Source organism: Rhizobium sp. AN6A (assembly GCF_900215635.1).
In the GTDB taxonomy this organism is placed as follows: domain Bacteria; phylum Pseudomonadota; class Alphaproteobacteria; order Rhizobiales; family Rhizobiaceae; genus Agrobacterium; species Agrobacterium tumefaciens.
Genome location: NZ_OCNC01000004.1, coordinates 1500319 through 1518637, shown reverse-complemented (window position 1 = coordinate 1518637; position 18319 = coordinate 1500319). Strand labels below are relative to the sequence as shown.

Genomic DNA, 18319 nt, shown 5'->3' with positions numbered 1-18319 from the left:
AGCTCCCTCTACCAGCGCCGCTCAAAGCGGCGACGCAACAGGATTGCGCCAACATTCATGAGAATGAGGAACAGAAGCAGGATGATGATAGCGCCAGATGTCCGTTCGACAAAGGCACGCTCAGCTTCGTTCGCCCACATGTAAATCTGCACCGGCAGGGCCGTGGACGGATCCATAGGCGTTGTCGGATAGTTCGCGACGAATGCCACCATGCCGATCAGAAGCAGCGGCGCCGTTTCGCCCAGTGCGTGGGCGAGACCGATGATGGTGCCGGTCAGAATGCCAGGCATTGCCAGCGGCAGGACGTGATGGAAAATCGTCTGCATCTTGGAAGCGCCAAGACCGAGTGCGGCGGCGCGGATCGACGGCGGCACGGCCTTCAATGCAGCGCGGGTCGCGATGATGATAGTCGGCAGGGTCATCAGCGTCAGGACGAGGCCGCCGACCAGCGAGGCCGAGCGTGGAAAGCCCATGAAGTTGATGAAGACGGAGAGACCAAGCAGACCGTAAACAATGGAGGGAACAGCCGCCAGATTGTTGATGTTAACCTCGATAAGGTCCGTCAACCGGTTCTTGGGGGCAAATTCCTCCAGATAGATGGAGGCCGCAACACCGATCGGCAGCGACAGCACCAGCACGATCAGCATCATGTAGAACGAGCCGATCAGCGCAACGCCAACACCCGCGGCTTCCGGACGGCTCGAAGCGCCGTTGACGAAGATGCCGGTATTAAAATGCTTGCCAAGCTGTCCGCTTTCCACGAGCTGGTTCATCCAGCCGAGCTGCTGGTTCGAGATACGGCGGTTTGCTTCATCCACCGACATGTCGACCTGGCCCTTGAAGGCGCTGTCGACATCGCCCGACGCCAGAAGCGTGACGCTGCGCGTGGTGCCGATGACGGCAGGATCGGCGACGACGATATCACGCAGCTGGGTGCGCACGCTGTCGGAGATCATGACGTTGACGGCGCGAAGGCCTGCCTTATCCGTCGGCGCGACGCCGAGAACCTTGGCAACCGCATCACGGGCGAGGACGGGGTAGTTGGCCGTCATCAGCTTTGCGGGATTGGTTGCGCGCTCGTTCTTCGGATCGATGATCAGTTCGGAAAACTCGACCGGAACGGTAATCATCGTCTGCTGGAAGGCGGTGTGCCCCTTGGATACGACCGACCAGAGCAACAGAAAGAGGAAGATGAGGCCGAACGAGATTGCTGCCAATCCATAGGCGCGGAAGCGGCGTTCAGCAGCATAGCGACGCTTGATGCCGATATCACGGCGCGTGGCCTTGTTCACTGCGGCAGCACCGGCCGCCGGGGAAACGATGTCGGTCATTCATATTGCTCCCGGTATTTGCGCACGATGTAAAGCGCGTAGATATTCAGGCAAAGCGTGATTGCGAAAAGAGTTATGCCCAGCGCGAAGGCCACCAGCGTTTGCGGCGAGGTAAACTCAAGGTCACCCGTCAGCTGGCTGACGATCTTGACCGTCACTGTTGTCATGGGTTCGAAGGGATTAAGCTGCAGGCGGGCAGCGACGCCAGCCGCAAGAACCACGATCATGGTCTCGCCAATCGCACGCGACGCCGTCATCAGCACGGCGCCGACGATGCCGGGAAGAGCGGCGGGAAGGATGACCTTCTTGATGGTTTCAGAGCGCGTGGCGCCGAGACCGAGAGAGCCATCGCGCAGCGAACGCGGCACGGCGGTGATGATGTCGTCAGACAGCGACGAAACATAAGGGATCAGCATGATGCCCATGACGAAGCCGGCGGTGATGACGCTCTGCGCCTGGATGAAGTTGGCGTAGTTGCCTGTCGCAAGACCGCTGATCTGCGTGGAAATATCTCGCAGGAAAGGACCAACGGTCGTCAGCGCGAAGAAGCCGTAGACGATTGTCGGGATGCCCGCGAGCACCTCGAGCAGCGGCTTTACAATCGAGCGAAGGCGCGGCGTCGCATATTCCGACATATAGATCGCCGAAAACAGCCCGACCGGAACGGCGACCAGCATGGCGACGAAACCGATATAGAGCGTGCCGGCGAGCAGCGGGATCAGGCCGAACTGGCCCGAGGAGTCGGTCGCACCGGCAGCGGCAAAACGCGGATCCCACACCGTTCCGAAGAAGAACTGGTGCGCCGGAACCATCGTAAAGAACTGGATTGCTTCTGAAAGCATCGAAAGGACGATGCCGATGGTCGTCAGGATGGCGATGGACGACGCGACGACCAGAGCCGCGAGAATGACCCTCTCCACCCTGTTGCGCGCCCGAAAACGCGGCGCGATTGAACGCAGTGCATAAGCGGCACCGGCGAATGCGGCCAGCAGCACGGTGGCGATCATGCCCAGGCGGCTGGTGGAGGTCATCGCATTCAGCGTCTGGGCGGCATCGACCATGAAACGCTGGGGTTCGCCGGCAATTGCCACGCCCTTCGATGCCAGAAGCGATCTTACCGCAGCCGTATCCGCATCAACCTTTGCGGTTTCTTCCGGCGTCAGACGCTGAAGACCGCGGGCGATGGACGTTACCATGCCGTAGGTGAGGCTCTGCTGCGCTTCGGATTGGGAGCGCACATCCTCGGGAAATTCGCCACGCACCGCAGAGGTAACGATCAGCGGGCTGATAACAAGCCAGATACAGAGAATGAGCGCTGCGGGCAGCACCGCCCAGACGACAGCGTAGGAACCGTGATAACCGGCACGGGAATGCATGCTGGCGGGACGCCCACCAGACAAAGCAACGGCGCGGCGGCTTCCGAGCAGATAACTGCCGATGCCGATCAACACCAGTATCAGCAAAAGGATCGATGTGTTCATTAGAGTTCCCTCGTCGTGCCTCAAGAGCACGGTGCGATATCGGGCAAATCAAAAAGTCATCAAAACGAGACCGCTGGACCATCCAGAGATGCTTGCCGCCTGACTGTAACAAAGTCTGGCAAGCGTCAAGGTTGATACATCCTATCCATCTGTAATCCATCAACAATTATGTGGACGGCGATGGATGGGAACTGTCAACCGAAGACAGCCGCCTTAAGCACAACGGTACCGGAGCGGAGAGAGGGGCGCGGCAGGCCGCACCCCTCCTTGTCTATTACATCGAAGCGCCGGCAGCGAACTTGGAGCGAATTTCTTCGCGTTCTTTTTCCGGAGCGGCAACGAGGCCGTAGTTTGCGAGCGGGGAGTCAGGGCCGATCATTTCGTCAGAAACGAAGAACTCGACATATTCTTTGAGGCCGGGGATAACGCCCAGGTGAGCCTTCTTCACGTAGAAGAACAGCGGGCGCGAAACCGGGTACTTGCCGCTGGCAACAGTTTCCGTGGACGGAACAACGCCGCTGACGGTCGCAACCTTCAGGCGGTCAGCGTTGTTTTCATAAAATGCCAAGCCGAAAACGCCGAGGCCGGTCTTGTTGGCGTCGATGCGGGCAAGCGTCTCGGTGTAGTCGCCGTCGATGTCGACTGCAGCGCCGTCCTTGCGAACTGCAACGCACTTGGCAGCAGCCTGCTTGGCGTCGGTGATCAGCGCCTTGATGGCGTCGGTCGCCTTGGCTTCCTTGCAGCCGTCAGCCATGATCTTCTCTTCGAAGACTTCGCGCGTGCCGTGCTTGGAACCCGGAATGTAAGCGGCGATCGCTACATCAGGCAGTTCCTTGTTGATTTCCGACCACTTCTTGTAAGGGTTGGCAACGAGCTTGCCGTCCTTGACGATTTCAGCGGCGAGCGCGAGGTACAGATCCTTCGGCTCGAGCTTGATGTCCTTGTTGGAAGAGTCCATTGCGAAGACGATGCCGTCGTAGCCGATCTTCACTTCCTGAACGTCGGCAACGCCAGCGGCCTTACAAGCGGCAAGTTCGTCGCTCTTGATCGGGCGCGAAGCGTTTGCAATGTCGATGGTGCCTTCGCCGACGCCGGAGCAGAACGCCTTCAGACCGCCGCCCGTGCCGCCAGACTCAACAACCGGAGCCTTGAAGTTCGGGAAAGTCTCAGCAAAAGTTTCGGCAACGATCTTGGCATAGGGCAGAACCGTGGAGGAACCAGCAACCTGGATCTGGTCGCGAGCAGCGGCGGCGCCAGCGAAGGCGACAGAAGCCACCAGAGCTGCTGCGGAAAATTTAACGAAGTTCATTTGTCTCTCCCGTCGTGGGCTTGTTTGTGGACGCAGCCGATAGCGGCAGACGCTCTTAGCATGCGCTCGGCGGTCTCTTCTTAACCACCGTAACCACTTCCTTTTATGTCACTTCGGTGAAAGATTTGTGACAGCCTAAATTATTGGTTTCATTCATAAAATTTTTCGAAGCCAAAGACTGTAACGTACTCTATGTCAGAATCTGACGGTAAAGTCCGTGCCATTGCCCAGTTCCGATTTAATGATGAGGCGGGCGCGGTGACGGGTGAGGATGTGCTTGACGATAGCAAGCCCGAGGCCGGTCCCTTTTTTGGAGCGACTGTCAGCGACACTGACGCGGTAAAACCGTTCCGTCAGACGCGGCACATGTTCAGCGGGAATGCCCGGCCCCTTGTCAATGACGCTCACCTCCACCGGCTTACCGGGTTCGGCACGCAGCCAGACATCCACGACCTTGCCTTCCTGGCCATATTTACAAGCATTTTCAACGAGGTTCTGGAACACTTGCACCAGTTCGTCGCGGTCGCCCTGCACTTCTGCCGGCCGGTCGGGCAGATGCAGCGTAATAACCACATCCAGTTCGTTGGCGAGCGGCAGCAGCGCATCCCGGACATGACCGATGACGGGGACGAGATCGACCTTTTGGTCCGGCGCGATATTCGCCCGCAATTCCAGCCTTGAAAGCGACATGAGGTCATCCACCAGCCTGCTCATGCGTGTGGCCTGATCCAGCATGATGGCCAGGAAACGTTCCTGCGCTTTGGGGTCGTTGCGGGCCGGCCCCTGCATGGTTTCGATGAAACCGCGCAGCGAGGCGAGTGGGGTGCGCAATTCATGGCTTGCATTGGCGACGAAGTCGCTGCGCATGCGGTCGATGCGACGAAGCTCCGAAACATCGCGGAACGACAGGATGTAGAACGGTGGACCCGCCGCCTCTCCCGCATCCGCCCGGGCAATGCGGACGATGAAGACCCGCTCTGAGGGAAAACGCTCGGAATGCTCGACCTGGTTGGGCTGGCCGGTGGTGATGGTTTCGCGAATGACATCCAGCAAGCCCGGCGAACGCAGCCGGGCGGAAATATGCGCGCCGGCCGGAAGCTGGCCAAAGGCGCGTTCCGCCGCGCCGTTCTGATAAAGCACGCCTGCGTTTTTATCGAGGATGAAGACGGGCGTATCCAGAACGGCCAGACCCGCCCTCACCCCTGAGATGACGTTTTCGCCGGGCACATCAGGCTCTTCCGCCTCCGCAGCTGCGGTTTCATCCTTAGCCGGCTCCTCCGGCTTTTGCCGGGCGGTCAAAATAGCGATGACGGCACAGAGCCACAGGACGGCGGGCATGTAGGGCGTTTGCAACTCAGAAACGGCAGCGACGGCAAGCATGCTGACGACGAGAACAGGCAACCAGTTTCGGCCAAGCTTTTTCGCAAAAAGCTTCAATCCACTCTCGCCTTTCATGACTGCCATTTCAGCACACTTTCCACTTTCACCTGACAGCGCATCGGAGTCTCATAGGCCAGCTTCATGACAGAGATTCATCATCGCGTATTTTCCACAGCGTATATGCGCAAAATCTGCGCCGCAATCGTCACTGCGGTAGCACTCCGGCTAACCAATCCTCTTTCACTTGAATTATGCGGGTGGATATGAACTCATTGGCAGCGAGTTGCCTTTACACAACAACATCAGGAGGAAAGCATGGGCGAAGAAACGAAGAAGCGATCGGTGGAGATCACCATTGGCGGCAAGCTGCGCAGCTTCGACATCGACGATCCGGTTCTTCCCGACTGGGTGGAGGAGAAGAAGCTTTCCGCCGGAGATTTTCCTTACGACAAAAAGATGAAGCGAGAGGAATACGACGCCACCCTCGAAGCGCTGCAGGTTGAACTGGTCAAGGTACAGTTCTGGCTGCAGGCCACCGGCAAACGGGTGATGGCAGTCTTCGAAGGACGCGATGCCGCCGGAAAGGGCGGCGCGATCTTTGCGGCCCACGCTTACCTCAACCCCCGCTATGCCCGTGTCGTGGCGCTGACCAAGCCAACCGAGACCGAGCGTGGCCAATGGTATTTCCAGCGCTATATCTCGCATTTCCCGACGGCTGGAGAATTCGTTCTCTTCGACCGTTCCTGGTATAACCGCGCCGGGGTGGAGCCTGTCATGGGCTTCTGCACCCCGGAAGAGCACAAGCGCTTTCTCAAGGAAACACCACGCCTCGAAAAGATGCTGGTCCATGAGGGTGTTCATCTGTTCAAGTTCTGGCTTGATATCGGCCGCGAAACGCAGATCGAGCGCTTCCATGACCGTCGCCACAGCCCGCTGAAATGCTGGAAGCTTTCCGACATGGATATCGCCGCGCTGACGAAATGGGATGATTACACGCAAAAGCGCGACGAGATGCTGGAGAAAACCCACACCGACGCCGCCCCCTGGACGGTGGTGCGCGCCAACGACAAACGCCGCGCGAGGGTGAACCTCATTCGCCACATCCTCAATACGCTTGACTACGACGGCAAGGACAAAAAGGCGATTGGCGAGATCGACGACAAGATCCTTGGATCAGGACCGGGTTTTCTGAAATAAGACTGGGAGACGAAAACAAGCGCCCCGGCTGCGGCGCTTGTTCCCTCTTCTTGCTGGATTCTTACTGACCCGGCAAAATGCGCACGGAGTACAGGTTCACCGGGCGGGCATTGCCATCGATATCGCTGTTGATGAAGATCTTGCCGGGCGCATTCGGGGCAAGCGAACGCTCGAACGTCGTGTTCAGCAGCATATCCGCACGCTCGGCCGTTGCCGTGAAACGGTGACGGGAGCAATCGCCCAACGTGGCGAAATCGCAGGCTACGGAAACCTGCGTTTGCCGATCGCTGGAGGATTGCAGCGTGATCGAGATGGTCGAGGATTTACCCGCCATGTCGCGCATCACTTCCACCGGAACCTCGACGCTGATTGCGCCGTCCTGAGAGACGCTTCTCGACGTCACCCGTATCGCCTTGCCGGCGGGTGTGGCGATGTTCTCGACATTGGCGCGGGGGCCTGCCGAAACGCCGGAACTGCCGCGCTCCGCATTAAATACCTCCACCCAGTCGTCGGAAAAACCGCGGCCGGCGGAAAGGCTCGGCGCGGGCTCGGCACCGTTGAAGTCCTCCGCCTGGACTTGTGCCGGCGGATTGGGCACGCTGGTATCGCGCTGCTCCGGCGTGAGCAGGAGGCCGGAGGAATAGACCCACCAGGCGCCGAAACCGACAAAGGCAAGCAGTGTCACGAGCATGAAAAGCCGGGCGAAAAGTCCGCGGCGCTTGCGGCGGCCAACGGCACCTTCCGGACGAAACGCGAGCGATGCGTCACCTGCGCTGGAGCCTCTTCTTGGCGGTTTTCCATTGCGACGTCCAGCACTCAGAGGTTCCGGAGCGGCAGCGGCGCCCGGCCGCACATCGCGCGTTTCGCCACGCAATTCCGGCTCGACGGCCATATCGCCGTGATGCTGCGATTGTGAGACGGGATCGACCGAGGGGTCGTCATGCGCCGCACTTTCCGGCACAGGCGGGCGCAACTGCTGCTCCACCCTGTCCAGAAGACGGTTCCGCTCTTCATTCTCTATGACATGGATCAGGCTTTCGAGCCGCTGGCGCTGCTGGCCCACAATCTGCGGGTCGTCTATGCCCTGCTTGCGCAGGCCCGCTTCCAGTGCCTGACGGGACGATTGGTAAATTCGTGCACGAACTTCGGCGTTCGATCTGTCCGATTTTTCCAGAGCATTTCTGATTGCCGTTTCCAGTCCGCTCACGACCGATCCTTATTCTACTGCTCTTCGCAAAAATATGTGGCAGTGCGCCATTGGTTTACGATTCGGTAACGGCTATGCCGCGCCTCCGCAAGCATCGTTTGCGATAAAGACCGGATTGCCTTGGGGAAAATCGATCCATTGTGGCGCTGCGAGCGCAGGTCTGGCGGGCCGGTGCGACGCTGTTTTCGCTTTCAATCCGCTGCCGAACACGATATTGACTTACGTGCGCGTAAACGTAATCCGTGGGAGGAGACATGCTGCCGTCCGTGCTGAAAGACAATCTGCGTCTTCCGGTCATAGCGTCACCGCTATTCATTATTTCGCATCCGCAATTGACGCTGGCGCAATGCAAGGCGGGCGTCATCGGCGCTTTCCCGGCGCTGAATGCGCGGCCCGAAAGCCAGCTGGATGAATGGCTGGCAATGATCACCGAGGAGCTGGCCGCCCACAACAAGGCCAACCCCGAGCGCCCGGCCGCTCCTTTCGCCGTCAACCAGATCGTACATATGTCCAACCGGCGGCTGGAACACGATCTCGGCCTCTGCGTCAAATACAAGGTGCCGGTGGTGATTTCCTCGCTCGGTGCAGTACCGGAGGTCAATGCGGCCGTGCATTCCTATGGCGGTATCGTGCTGCATGATGTCATCAACGATCGCCACGCCCGCTCCGCCATCCGCAAGGGCGCGGACGGGCTGATTGCAGTGGCAACGGGGGCCGGTGGACACGCAGGCACTCTCTCGCCCTTCGCCCTGGTTCAGGAAATCCGCGAATGGTTCGATGGTCCCCTGCTGCTGGCCGGCGCCATCGCCAATGGCGGCTCCATCCTTGCGGCGCAGGCCATGGGCGCGGATATGGCCTATATAGGCTCCCCGTTCATCGCGACCCAGGAAGCCCGGGCCTCCGACGGTTACAAGCAGGCGATCGTGGAGGCACAGGCCAAGGACATCGTTTATTCCAACTATTTCACGGGCGTACACGGCAACTACCTGAAAAGCTCGATCGTCGCCTCAGGCATGGACCCCGACAACCTGCCGGAAGCGGACCCTTCCAAGATGGACTTCGAAACCGCCACCGGCGGCGCAAAGGCCTGGAAGGATATCTGGGGCGCCGGACAAGGCATCGGCGCGGTCAAGGTGGTGGAGCCAGTGGCTGACCTCGTCGGTCGGCTAGTACGCGAGTATGAGGCAGCCAGACAGCGCATCTGCGCGAGAAGCTGAGGCCACCTATAAACAACGGACAGGCAAAGCTTTTTTTCGGATTTTTCGAAACCCGCGCATTCAAGGCTTGAAATCCGTCAGCATTGCCTGTATCAGCCCGCCATGAAGCTGATCCGTAACAAACGGGTCACAATCGGGCCGCTTTAGCTCAGTTGGTAGAGCACGTCATTCGTAATGACGGGGTCACGTGTTCGAGTCACGTAAGCGGCACCATTTCTTCCTAAAAAATTCATTTCCGACACTTAGTTGCCTTTGGCGCGGGGTTGTCCACTGGCGGAAATCGTCATTTGGCGTTGCTGCCTGCAATCACAAAACCTTTGAAACCAAACAGGCCTCCGCACGTTGAGCAAGCAAGTCGTAATCAAATGGAAAGCCTGCCATCGTGGATGTCCTTCGTATTCTCATCGCCATCATTCTTCCGCCGGTTGGCGTGTTTCTCCAGGTCGGACTTGGCCTGCATTTCTGGTTGAATATCCTGCTCACGCTTTGCGGTTACATTCCCGGCATCATTCACGCGATCTGGGTGATCCTGCGCAAATGAGATTTGCGCGGCATATGAGGGGACAACCATCAGATGCGCACAAACGGATGCCCACAATATTTTAGTACGTGATTAAATTCTCAATGCCGACTGGAACCTCATCTTCTCCCTCACGTTATGGTGATGACACCAGCTAAGGAGAAAATCATGAACCAGATCATCTACATCGTGGGCCTCGTCGTCATCGTTCTGGCGATTCTGTCGTTTTTCGGCTTTCGTTGATCACCGTTGTCAATTCGATCGCTTACGCTTATTCTAATCAGCGGTGACACACGGCTGCGTTCATGGGTTGCTTTGCTGTCGGGTGTATTTCGGGATCGCGTTGCTCTGGGAGGTGCACGATGAAGAACGAGAGATGGACAGAGCCTGTCGAGGTCAATCTCGAGGCGAAGGGCAAAAGCGTTATCGCCGGCCCGTTCGAGGCACTGATGTTATTGACGGAAGGCTGGCCCAAAATTCGCGGATTGAGTTTCGTGAGAGCCAGAAGCGCGTGTCGCGCTGCGCTTGATGGACGCAAATCGCCGGAGGAAGCGCGCAAGTGCTTTACTGATGCGGTTTCCGAGATGCAGAAAAATCCGCACTGACCATATTCAGACGACAAATGGCCCCTCGAAAGGGGCCATTTTCATGTTTGCCATATTTCGTTCCATCTACATCCAGTAGGGTGCGACGCCGTAGTAGTCGTAAACCTTGCGGTCTCGCGCATGCAGCAGGTCATCGTCGTCCAGATTGGCGAAGTGAGGCGCATTTTCGATCTGCTCTTTGGTGAGATCGATGCGATAGCCATCGAGCTCTTCGTCATAATGGAGCTTTTCCCACGGCAGCGGATAATAGTCGTCGCCGATTCCGAAAAAACCACCGAAGCTCAAAACCGCATAGGCGACACGGCCGCCGCGTTTTTCCAGAATGATCCGCTGGATCGAGCCGATATGCTTGCCATCGGCGCCATAGACGCGCGTACCTTCAACCTTGTCGCTGGCGATCAGGCTCGGCGTATCCTTGACGTAAGGGTCCTGCCCGGCACGGGGTTCTTGATGCAACATAACGTCTTTCCTCCTTGGTTTTTCCTCGTGAGTATTACGCTTGGTAAACCCCTCCACCGGAAATTCGTTCCGAATCTTCTCGCGCGCTGCGGACTGAAGACGCGGATCAGGAGGCGCGGAAAAACCCCTATTGGCGGATTTTTTGCCAGACAGAAGGAGAAACGCCGACCATTTTGCGGAAGACGCGGGAAAAATGCGCCTGATCCGAAAACCCGGCTGCGATGGCGATGTCGGTCAGCGCCATGTCGGTTCGCATCATCAGGTCCTTGACCCGATCGATACGCGCCTGCATCTGCCATTGATGCGGCGGTACGCCTGTCGACGCCTTGAAGGCGTGGCTGAAATGGGATTGCGACAGGTTGGTGAGTTCTGCCAGTTCCTCCAGCCTTATCGACCGCAGGCAATGTTCGCGAATGTAATCGGTCGCCGCCCTCAATTGCCAGGAGGCCAGCTTGCTGCGTTTTTTGACCGGCTCCCGCTTCACCTTGAGGAAATCCGTCAACAGCGCCAGCACGAGGCTTTCGCCGTATAGATCGTGCAAAGGGTCGGGATTATCACATTCGGCGGCGATCAGCCGCGCAAGCACTAGCAGGCGCTCATCCTCGAACATCAGGTGCGGATCGAGCAATCCGTGCGGATCGAACCCCTGCACCAGCCGCGTCCCCAGCAATCCCGCATCGAAGTGCAGATCGAGATGGCGCACGAAGGAAACATTGCTGAGTTCCGCATGTACATCCAGGTCGGCCGGTACGAAGGAAATCCGGTTCGCTTCTGATGACGCGTAATTGTCGCGGCGGCTACGGTTCATCATGAACCGGCCATCATCCGTCCCATCCATATCGAGCAGGAAAACGAAACGCGGGTCCTTGCCGACATAGCGGCCACCCGCCTTGGGTGCGCAACGCACGTCCCAGAGATCGGCGACGATGCCGTTCCACACCCGCGAGCGTGGGCCGCCGATGACGGCAAAGCCCTCGATCTCATTTTCCATCCGAACGCGGAAAGCCATGGCCTCTCGATCCCGCAAGGCGCAAAGGCGCCCCTATAAACATGATAAGATTATTCATGTTTATAGGGGCAAACTATTTTTCCCGCAACTGCCAGCTACCCGTTACCACTTCTTGGAAAGCTTGAAGGTGATGGTGCGGCTGTCACCCCAGCCGCAAACGGAGACACCGGCGCAACTCTTGACATATTCCTTGTCGAAGACATTCGCGACGTTGACGGATGCCGTCCAGTCGTTCTTCTCGTAGCGGATCGCGGCATCGAAGACCGCAGCATCCGGAACACGCAGCGTGTTTGCCGCATCTGCCCAGGACTTGCCCTGATAACGCACGCCGCCGCCAATGCTGAGGCCTTCAAACGTATCATCGGTGAAGGCGTAATCCACCCAAAGCGACGCGGTGTGAGCAGGCACGATCCACGGCGATTTGCCGATCAGGTTGGGATTGGCGTCCTTGGTGATATCGAGATCGGTATAGGAATAGGAGGCGATTGTTTTCCAGTTGTCGGTGAGATTGGCCTTCGCCTCCAGCTCGAAGCCAGTGGACTCCACCTGTCCGAACTGGCCGCTCGTCGTTACGCCGCCGGCGGTATAGGAAACGATGGCGTTGTCCTTCACCAGCTTGAAGACCGAGGCGGTGATGCTGCCATCGAAGAAGGTGGGCTCGTATTTGATACCGGCCTCGAATTGATGTCCTTCCTCCGGTACGGCGGAGCTGCCATCCGCAAGTGTATCGATGAGCGGATTGAAGAAAGTGGCCGCCGAGACATAGGGCGTCAGGCCGTTGTCGAATTCATAGGCAAGACCGGCGCGACCGCTCAGCGCATCGTCATTGGAGCGGCGAGACACACCCGCTGGCAGCCTGTTGTTCAGTTCGGTATCGACGTAATCGTAACGCCCGTTCAGCGTGACCAGCCAGCCATCGCCAAAACGTAGCTGGTCCTGCGCATAGATGCCGATCTGCTGCTGCGTCACGACGTTATTGGCGTAGACGAAATTCGTTCCCTGCGTCGAGCCATAGACCGGGTTGAGCGCACCGATCGCATTCGATCCGCAGCACGCCTGCACCTGATCCAGCTTGTAGTATTTATAGTCGAGACCGAAGAGCAGCGAATGGCTGACAGCACCGGTATCGAACTGGCCTTCGACGCGATTGTCGACGCCGAAACTGTCGACCTTCGACAGGCCGTCATAACCGAAGCGGGTCAGCATATAGTCATTGGTGGTGGCATCGAGGATCGGCTGGCCATTGGCGTCGGTATTGGCCCAGCCGCCCGCATAGGGTCCGGTTTCGTGCTTGTAAAGGTGGCCGTAGCGGGCGTTCTGGCTTATCTTCCAGCCATTGTCGAATTCATGGCTGACTTCGTAGCCCACCATAGACTGGTAGACGCGACCATTGTCGATATCCGGTTCGCCATAAAAGGCCTTGCGGTCCAGCTTGCCGAAGGGTGCGTCAACCACCGTGCCGACATAGGGCAGGAAGCCATTGCCGACATGGACCTGATCCAGCGCCGAAAAATAGCCGTAGAGCGTGGCACTGGTCTGAGCATCCGGCTCGAAGGTGATCTGCGGCATGATGAAGCCGCGCAGATCCTCGGAGTAGTCGGTATAATTGTCGCCGCCCGAGACCTTGCCGGTGACGCGGTATTTCCACACGCCCTCACCGTCGACCTTGTCGCCGAGATCGAAACCGAAGAAGGCATTGCCGAAATTGTTGATGCCGATTTCCGTTTCGCGGACTGGCTCATCCTGCGGGCGCTTGCGAACCATCTGCACGATGCCGCCGGGATTGGCGCCGCCGTAGAGCACCGAAGCCGGTCCCTTCAGCACCTCCACCCGCTCCAAACCATAGGCATCCATCTGGAAACCGCCGAAACCGTAGCTGAACAGGTTCAGCCCATCCAGAAACACGCCGGTCTGGGTTGCCTGGAAACCGCGAATGTAAAACCAGTCCGTATCCGGATCGGTGCCGAAAGGTTCCGCCGTTACGCCGGGCGTGTAGCGCAGTACCTCGTCGATCTTGGTCACGACGCCGCGGTCATCCATTTCCTTGCGGCCGACGACCGATACGGACTGGGGAATGTCCTTCGTTTCCGTCTCAGTTTTCGAACCCGTCGCGCTTTTCTTCGCGACGTACCCCCGGACCGGACCAGTGGCGTTTTCCGCGCCCTGCCCCTCGACGGTGATCTCACGCAGGACGGTCGTCTGCTGTGCGTGACCTACCAATGGCGCCATCAAAACAATGGCAGCCGTTCCCAAAGCCAGGCGGCCCAAAAACATCTCATGCAAATTTTTCAAGATATGCCCCGAAACAGATCACGGCCGACGTTTATATACGGCAGGCCGCAGCACCTCAATTAAGCTGAGTATTTACATCAGGATTAAGGCCGGATGCTTGTCGTTTTCTGGGGAGATTTGAAGCTTATTGGCTTCTCGCACAGTTTTGCGCCTGTCATTTATGATGCAGGCGTCAGCCCTTGCGCCGCCCGATCCTTGCAAGCTGCATGACCGGCAGGATGCCGATGACGACGATCGCCAGTGCCGCAATCGACGCTTCCTCGTAGGTGCCACGCGCCGCCTCACCGTAAAGATGGGTTGCGAAAGTCTCAAAATTCAGCGGCCGCAACAGGAGGGTGGCGGGAAGTTCCTTGACGCAATCGACGAAGATCAGCAAGGCGGCGGCGGCCAGCGATGCCTTTGAAAGCGGCAGATGGATCTGTCGGAATGTCTGTGTTGCGGATCGTCCCAGCGTTCGCGAGGCGTGATCGAAGGATTGCGGGATACGGCTCAGGCCTGCATCAACGCCGCCAGCCGCAATGGTGAGGAACCGCGCCGAATAGGCGTAAATCAGGGCCGCACCGCTGCCGATGAAAATGAGGCCGGTGGATATGCCGAACCAGTCGCGCATGGTCTGGTCGACAAACCGGTCGAAGCCGCCAAGCGCAATCAGCACACCTATGGCGATGACCGTGCCGGGGGCCGCATAACCTACCGTGGAAAGCCGGTAGGACCAGAGCGAGAGACGTCCCGGAGCAAGGCGCATCGCGTAAGCGACCGCAAGGCCGAGGACGAGGGTGATCGCCGTCGCCAGTCCGGCAAAGAGGATGGTATTCAGAGCCTCATCGGCAAAACGGGACGACAGGCCGCTGAACCGGAAACGCTTCCATGCCTCGGTGACGAGATAGCTTGCCGGCGCCACGAAGCCGATCAGAACCGGCAGGCTGCCGAGCGCAAAGGCACCGCAAGCTCTAAGACCTGTGAGACGCACAGGCTCCAGTTCCCTGCTTTTCTGCGCCGACACGGTATAACGCTGCTTGCGCCGCGCCCATCGTTCAAATGCCACGAGGGCAACCACGATGAACAACATGGAAAGCGCGATCTGCGCCGCACCGGGCAGGTCGGATTTCGTGACCCATGTGGTATAGACCGAAACGGTGAGTGTGCGGACACCAAGGAATTCCGATGCGCCGATATCGTTCAGCGCTTCCATCAGGGCAAGGCTGATGCCGACCGCGACGGCCGGGCGTGCCAAAGGCACCGCAACCTTGAAGAAAGCGGCCCGTCTGGAAACTCCAAGCGTGCGTGCCGCTTCAAGCAGGTTGCCCGCCTGCGTGAGGAACATGGCGCGCACGGGAATATAGACATAGGGAAACAGCACGAAACCGAGCAGGATGATGCAGCCCGTCATGGACCTTATGTCCGGCAGGCGGAATTCACGCGGGCTGGAATAGCCGAGCAGCCAGCGGATCGCCCCCTGCACCGGCCCGATCGGATGCAGGATATCGAGATAGGCGTAAGCGACGATATAGGTGGGCATGGCCAGTGGCAGCAGCAGCGCCCATTCCAGTATTTTGCGGCCGGGAAAAGCATAGGCCGTAACCAGCCAGGCGGCAAATGTGCCGATAACACCGGCCAGCAACCCGACGCCGAGCATCAGAACGGCGGTATCCGGCAAAGCCGTCAAAATCACGCTGGAACCGAGATGGGACCACAGGCCATCAGACCCCTGCACCGCCTGTGAGACGAGTGCCAGAACCGGCAGCATGGCGCCACAGACCGCTGCCAGAGACAGGCTCAGCCACCAGAAGGAGGATGAAAACCTTGGTCTTGCGCGGGGCATCAATGGCTGGACGGCGTCTGGATTCATGAGCTTCTTGAAAATACAGGGAAAGGCGCCCGCGGATGCGAACGCCTTCCAACTTGTTGTCGCCAATTGGCCTTTACTGGTCGAAACCGACCTTGTCGACCAGCCCGCTCGCCTGTTTGCGATGAGAGACGATCTCCGTCAGCGATTTGTTGTCAACCTTCAGGGTGCCGAAGGAAGCAACGATGTCGTTGAGTGCTGCGCCCTGCCTGACCGGATATTCGAAGTTGGCTTCGGCATAGATCTTCTGGGCTTCGTCCGAAACGAGGTATTCCAGAAGCTTGACGGCTTCGGCTTTGTTCGGAGCGTTCTTGGCAACAGCCGCGCCGCTGATGTTGACCTGCGTGCCACCATTCTTGAACGTCGGCAGAACGACCTTGATCGCGTCGCCCCACTTCACCTGCTCCTCGCCGCCCTTGCCCGAGCGCATCAGGCCGACATAATAGGAGTTGGCGATGCCGATATCGCAAATTCCGCCGAGGATATCCTTGGCAACGTCACGGTCGCCGCCGCCTGCCTTGCGGGCCAGGTTTTCCTTGACGCCGGCAAGCCACTTTTCGGTGTCCGCTGCGCCATAGTGAGCGATGTAGTCGGCAAAGAGAGCCGTGTTATAGGGATGCTGGCCGGCGCGAATGCAGATCTTGCCCTTCCACTTCGCATCTGCCAGGTCTTCATAGTTGAAGGAGGCAAGGTCGAGATCCTTCGCCGCATAGAGAACGCGGGCACGCATGGAAAGTGCGAACCAGTGGCCCTTGGCGTCGCGAAGTTCCGCCGGAATAGCCTTGTTCAGGGTTTCGGATTCAACCGGCTGGGTAACACCCTTTTCCGCGAGATCGACGAGATTGCCGGCATCCACCGTCATCAGCACGTCGGCAGGTGAGCTTGCGCCCTCGCTCAGAACGCGCTCTGCAAGGCCATCCTTGAGGAATACGGTGTTGACCTTGACACCGCTGGAGGCCGTGAAGGATTCCAGCAGGGGCTGGATCAGGGCCGGCTCTCTCGTGGTGTAGATGTTCAGTTCAGCAGCGCTGACTGATCCCGCTGCAAAAGTGACCGTGCTGGCAAGCAGGGCAAGTTTGGCAAATTTCGTCATGGTGTGTCTCCCTCTTCGATGGCGCAATATAGGGGGAGCAAACATCATACATGACGTATCAAATCAAGTTTTATTTGGCCGTTTTCAGACGGGTTTCGATCACCAACAGTTGAAAATAGAGCGAAAATAAACATGCAAATCCGCTCATTCAACTTCAGGTAAATATCAGGACACCCTTCGGATCGATGCCGAAGCGCACTGCCTTGGTCTTGGCGGGTGTGCGCTGCATCGTCCTGACGCGCAGGTCGGCTGGAAGGCCGGGAACGGCTATGCCGAGTTGTTCGATCTCGCCGAGGAACACACGACTTGATATTTCGCCGGCAATCCCGTCTTTCGCAGCGCTGTCCTCAATGATCGAAATCGCATTGGGGCGAACATAGGCGGTGGCGGCAAGACCTTCCGCCAGACCGGACGCATCGCCCAGAGGCCCGAGCGGCGTTTCCACCCGCCCCTTCCTCACTCTGCCCTCGATCTTGTTGAAGGCGCAGAAAAAATCGGCGGCGTAGCGGCTTTTGGGATGATCGTGGATTTCGTAGCCCGTGCCGCTCTGGACGATACGACCGCGCTGCATCAGCACCACACGATCGCCGGCGGAAAGCGCTTCTTCCGGATCATGGGTGACCATGATCGCCGTCGTGCCCAGTTGCCGCAGGACGCCCAGCGTTTCCTCGCGCACAGTGTCGCGCAATCCCCGGTCCAGATTGGAAAAGGGCTCATCCATCAACAGCAGGCCGGGTTGCGGGGCAAGGGCGCGGGCGAGGGCTACGCGCTGCTGCTCACCGCCCGAAAGCGTGTGCGGGTAGCGCTTGGCCAACTCCTGCAGATGAACGTGCTCGATCATCTCCGCAGCCCGGCGGCGGGCCTCGGCCTTTGGCAATGACCTGAGACCGAACATCACATTCTGTTCGACGGTGAGATGCGGGAAGAGCGCATAATCCTGAAAGACGAAACCGATATTGCGCTTTTCCGGTTCCACGAAACCAGCCGGACCAGCAACGACTGCGCCATTCACACAAACGCTGCCATGATCAGGCGTTTCCACACCCGCTATAATGCGCAGCAGGGTCGATTTTCCACAGCCGGACCGTCCCACCAGACAAATGATTTCGCCGCGTTCGACGGTCAGATCGATATCGGACAATACATCCGTATCGCCGAATCTTTTTCCGACCGATTTCAGTTCAAGCGCTGCGTTGCCTGCCATTTCCAATCCTGCCCTGCTTTGCGAATTATGTTGATCGCTCAAATCAGGATTAAAGTCAAAAGGCGGGGAAAATAGGTTTCCATTCACGAGGTTGCGAGATGTTCGGCAGGAATATTGACGTTTACGTTAGAGTTAAATAGGCTTTGCCGATACGATGGACGTCAAGTGA

15 protein-coding genes and 1 tRNA gene are annotated in these 18319 nt (G+C 58.4%); 5 read left to right on the top strand and 11 right to left on the bottom strand.

The window, feature by feature from the left end; genetic code table 11:
• Positions 1-8 precede the first annotated feature (8 nt).
• The 4 genes from pstA to phoR form a co-directional block, all read right to left on the bottom strand.
• Positions 9-1331, bottom strand: coding sequence for a phosphate ABC transporter permease PstA (gene pstA / locus CRO62_RS19940; protein WP_097101439.1), 1323 nt, complete (start codon positions 1329-1331; stop codon positions 9-11).
• Positions 1328-2812 carry a phosphate ABC transporter permease subunit PstC gene (gene pstC / locus CRO62_RS19935; RefSeq protein ID WP_097101437.1) on the bottom strand — a complete coding sequence of 495 codons (1485 nt, stop codon included), beginning with the start codon at positions 2810-2812 and terminating at the stop codon, positions 1328-1330. Before pstC ends, pstA begins: the two co-directional genes overlap by 4 nt.
• 274 nt (positions 2813-3086) lie before the next feature.
• Positions 3087-4121 carry a substrate-binding domain-containing protein gene (locus CRO62_RS19930; protein WP_003514907.1) on the bottom strand — a complete coding sequence of 345 codons (1035 nt, stop codon included), beginning with the start codon at positions 4119-4121 and terminating at the stop codon, positions 3087-3089.
• Between the two features lie 195 nt (positions 4122-4316).
• Positions 4317-5576 carry a phosphate regulon sensor histidine kinase PhoR gene (phoR, locus tag CRO62_RS19925; protein ID WP_046205579.1) on the bottom strand — a complete coding sequence of 420 codons (1260 nt, stop codon included), beginning with the start codon at positions 5574-5576 and terminating at the stop codon, positions 4317-4319.
• 240 nt (positions 5577-5816) lie between these two features.
• On the opposite strand from phoR, the gene ppk2 reads away from it, so the two are divergent.
• A complete protein-coding gene (gene ppk2, locus CRO62_RS19920) occupies positions 5817-6698 on the top strand; it encodes a polyphosphate kinase 2 (protein ID WP_097101435.1) in 882 nt (293 codons plus the stop codon).
• Positions 6699-6759: 61 nt separating this feature from the next.
• Here ppk2 and CRO62_RS19915 read toward each other — a convergent pair whose 3' ends face one another.
• Entirely contained in the window at positions 6760-7905 is a 1146-nt protein-coding gene (locus tag CRO62_RS19915) for a hypothetical protein (RefSeq protein ID WP_097101433.1), read from the bottom strand.
• Between the two features lie 254 nt (positions 7906-8159).
• Here CRO62_RS19915 and CRO62_RS19910 point away from each other — a divergent pair, with 254 nt between their 5' ends.
• The 4 genes from CRO62_RS19910 to CRO62_RS19895 all read left to right on the top strand — a co-directional run bounded on the left by CRO62_RS19910 (position 8160) and on the right by CRO62_RS19895 (position 10247).
• Positions 8160-9122 carry an NAD(P)H-dependent flavin oxidoreductase gene (locus tag CRO62_RS19910; RefSeq protein ID WP_097101431.1) on the top strand — a complete coding sequence of 321 codons (963 nt, stop codon included), beginning with the start codon at positions 8160-8162 and terminating at the stop codon, positions 9120-9122.
• A 137-nt stretch (positions 9123-9259) separates the two neighbouring features.
• Positions 9260-9335, top strand: a tRNA-Thr gene (locus tag CRO62_RS19905).
• A 169-nt stretch (positions 9336-9504) separates the two neighbouring features.
• Positions 9505-9663 carry a YqaE/Pmp3 family membrane protein gene (locus CRO62_RS19900; RefSeq protein WP_003514897.1) on the top strand — a complete coding sequence of 53 codons (159 nt, stop codon included), beginning with the start codon at positions 9505-9507 and terminating at the stop codon, positions 9661-9663.
• Between the two features lie 341 nt (positions 9664-10004).
• A complete protein-coding gene (locus CRO62_RS19895; RefSeq protein WP_003514896.1) occupies positions 10005-10247 on the top strand; it encodes a DUF982 domain-containing protein in 243 nt (80 codons plus the stop codon).
• A 66-nt stretch (positions 10248-10313) separates the two neighbouring features.
• Here the strand turns inward: CRO62_RS19895 and CRO62_RS19890 are convergent, their stop codons facing one another.
• From CRO62_RS19890 to CRO62_RS19865, 6 genes are all read right to left on the bottom strand, one after another.
• Entirely contained in the window at positions 10314-10706 is a 393-nt protein-coding gene (locus CRO62_RS19890; RefSeq protein WP_003514894.1) for a PRC-barrel domain-containing protein, read from the bottom strand.
• A 127-nt stretch (positions 10707-10833) separates the two neighbouring features.
• Entirely contained in the window at positions 10834-11715 is an 882-nt protein-coding gene (locus CRO62_RS19885; RefSeq protein WP_174001312.1) for a helix-turn-helix transcriptional regulator, read from the bottom strand.
• A 102-nt stretch (positions 11716-11817) separates the two neighbouring features.
• Positions 11818-14007: a TonB-dependent siderophore receptor gene (locus CRO62_RS19880; RefSeq protein ID WP_081308906.1), complete on the bottom strand. Its 2190-nt coding sequence runs from the start codon at positions 14005-14007 to the stop codon at positions 11818-11820.
• Between the two features lie 172 nt (positions 14008-14179).
• Positions 14180-15856, bottom strand: a complete 1677-nt coding sequence (locus CRO62_RS19875) for an ABC transporter permease (RefSeq protein ID WP_097101429.1) — start codon at positions 15854-15856, stop codon at positions 14180-14182.
• 73 nt (positions 15857-15929) lie between these two features.
• Positions 15930-16946 (bottom strand): extracellular solute-binding protein, encoded by a 1017-nt coding sequence (locus CRO62_RS19870; protein ID WP_097101426.1) that lies wholly within the window; start codon positions 16944-16946, stop codon positions 15930-15932.
• A gap of 154 nt (positions 16947-17100) precedes the next feature.
• Positions 17101-18150, bottom strand: a complete 1050-nt coding sequence (locus CRO62_RS19865) for an ABC transporter ATP-binding protein (protein ID WP_097101424.1) — start codon at positions 18148-18150, stop codon at positions 17101-17103.
• Between the last annotated feature and the right edge of the window lie 169 nt (positions 18151-18319).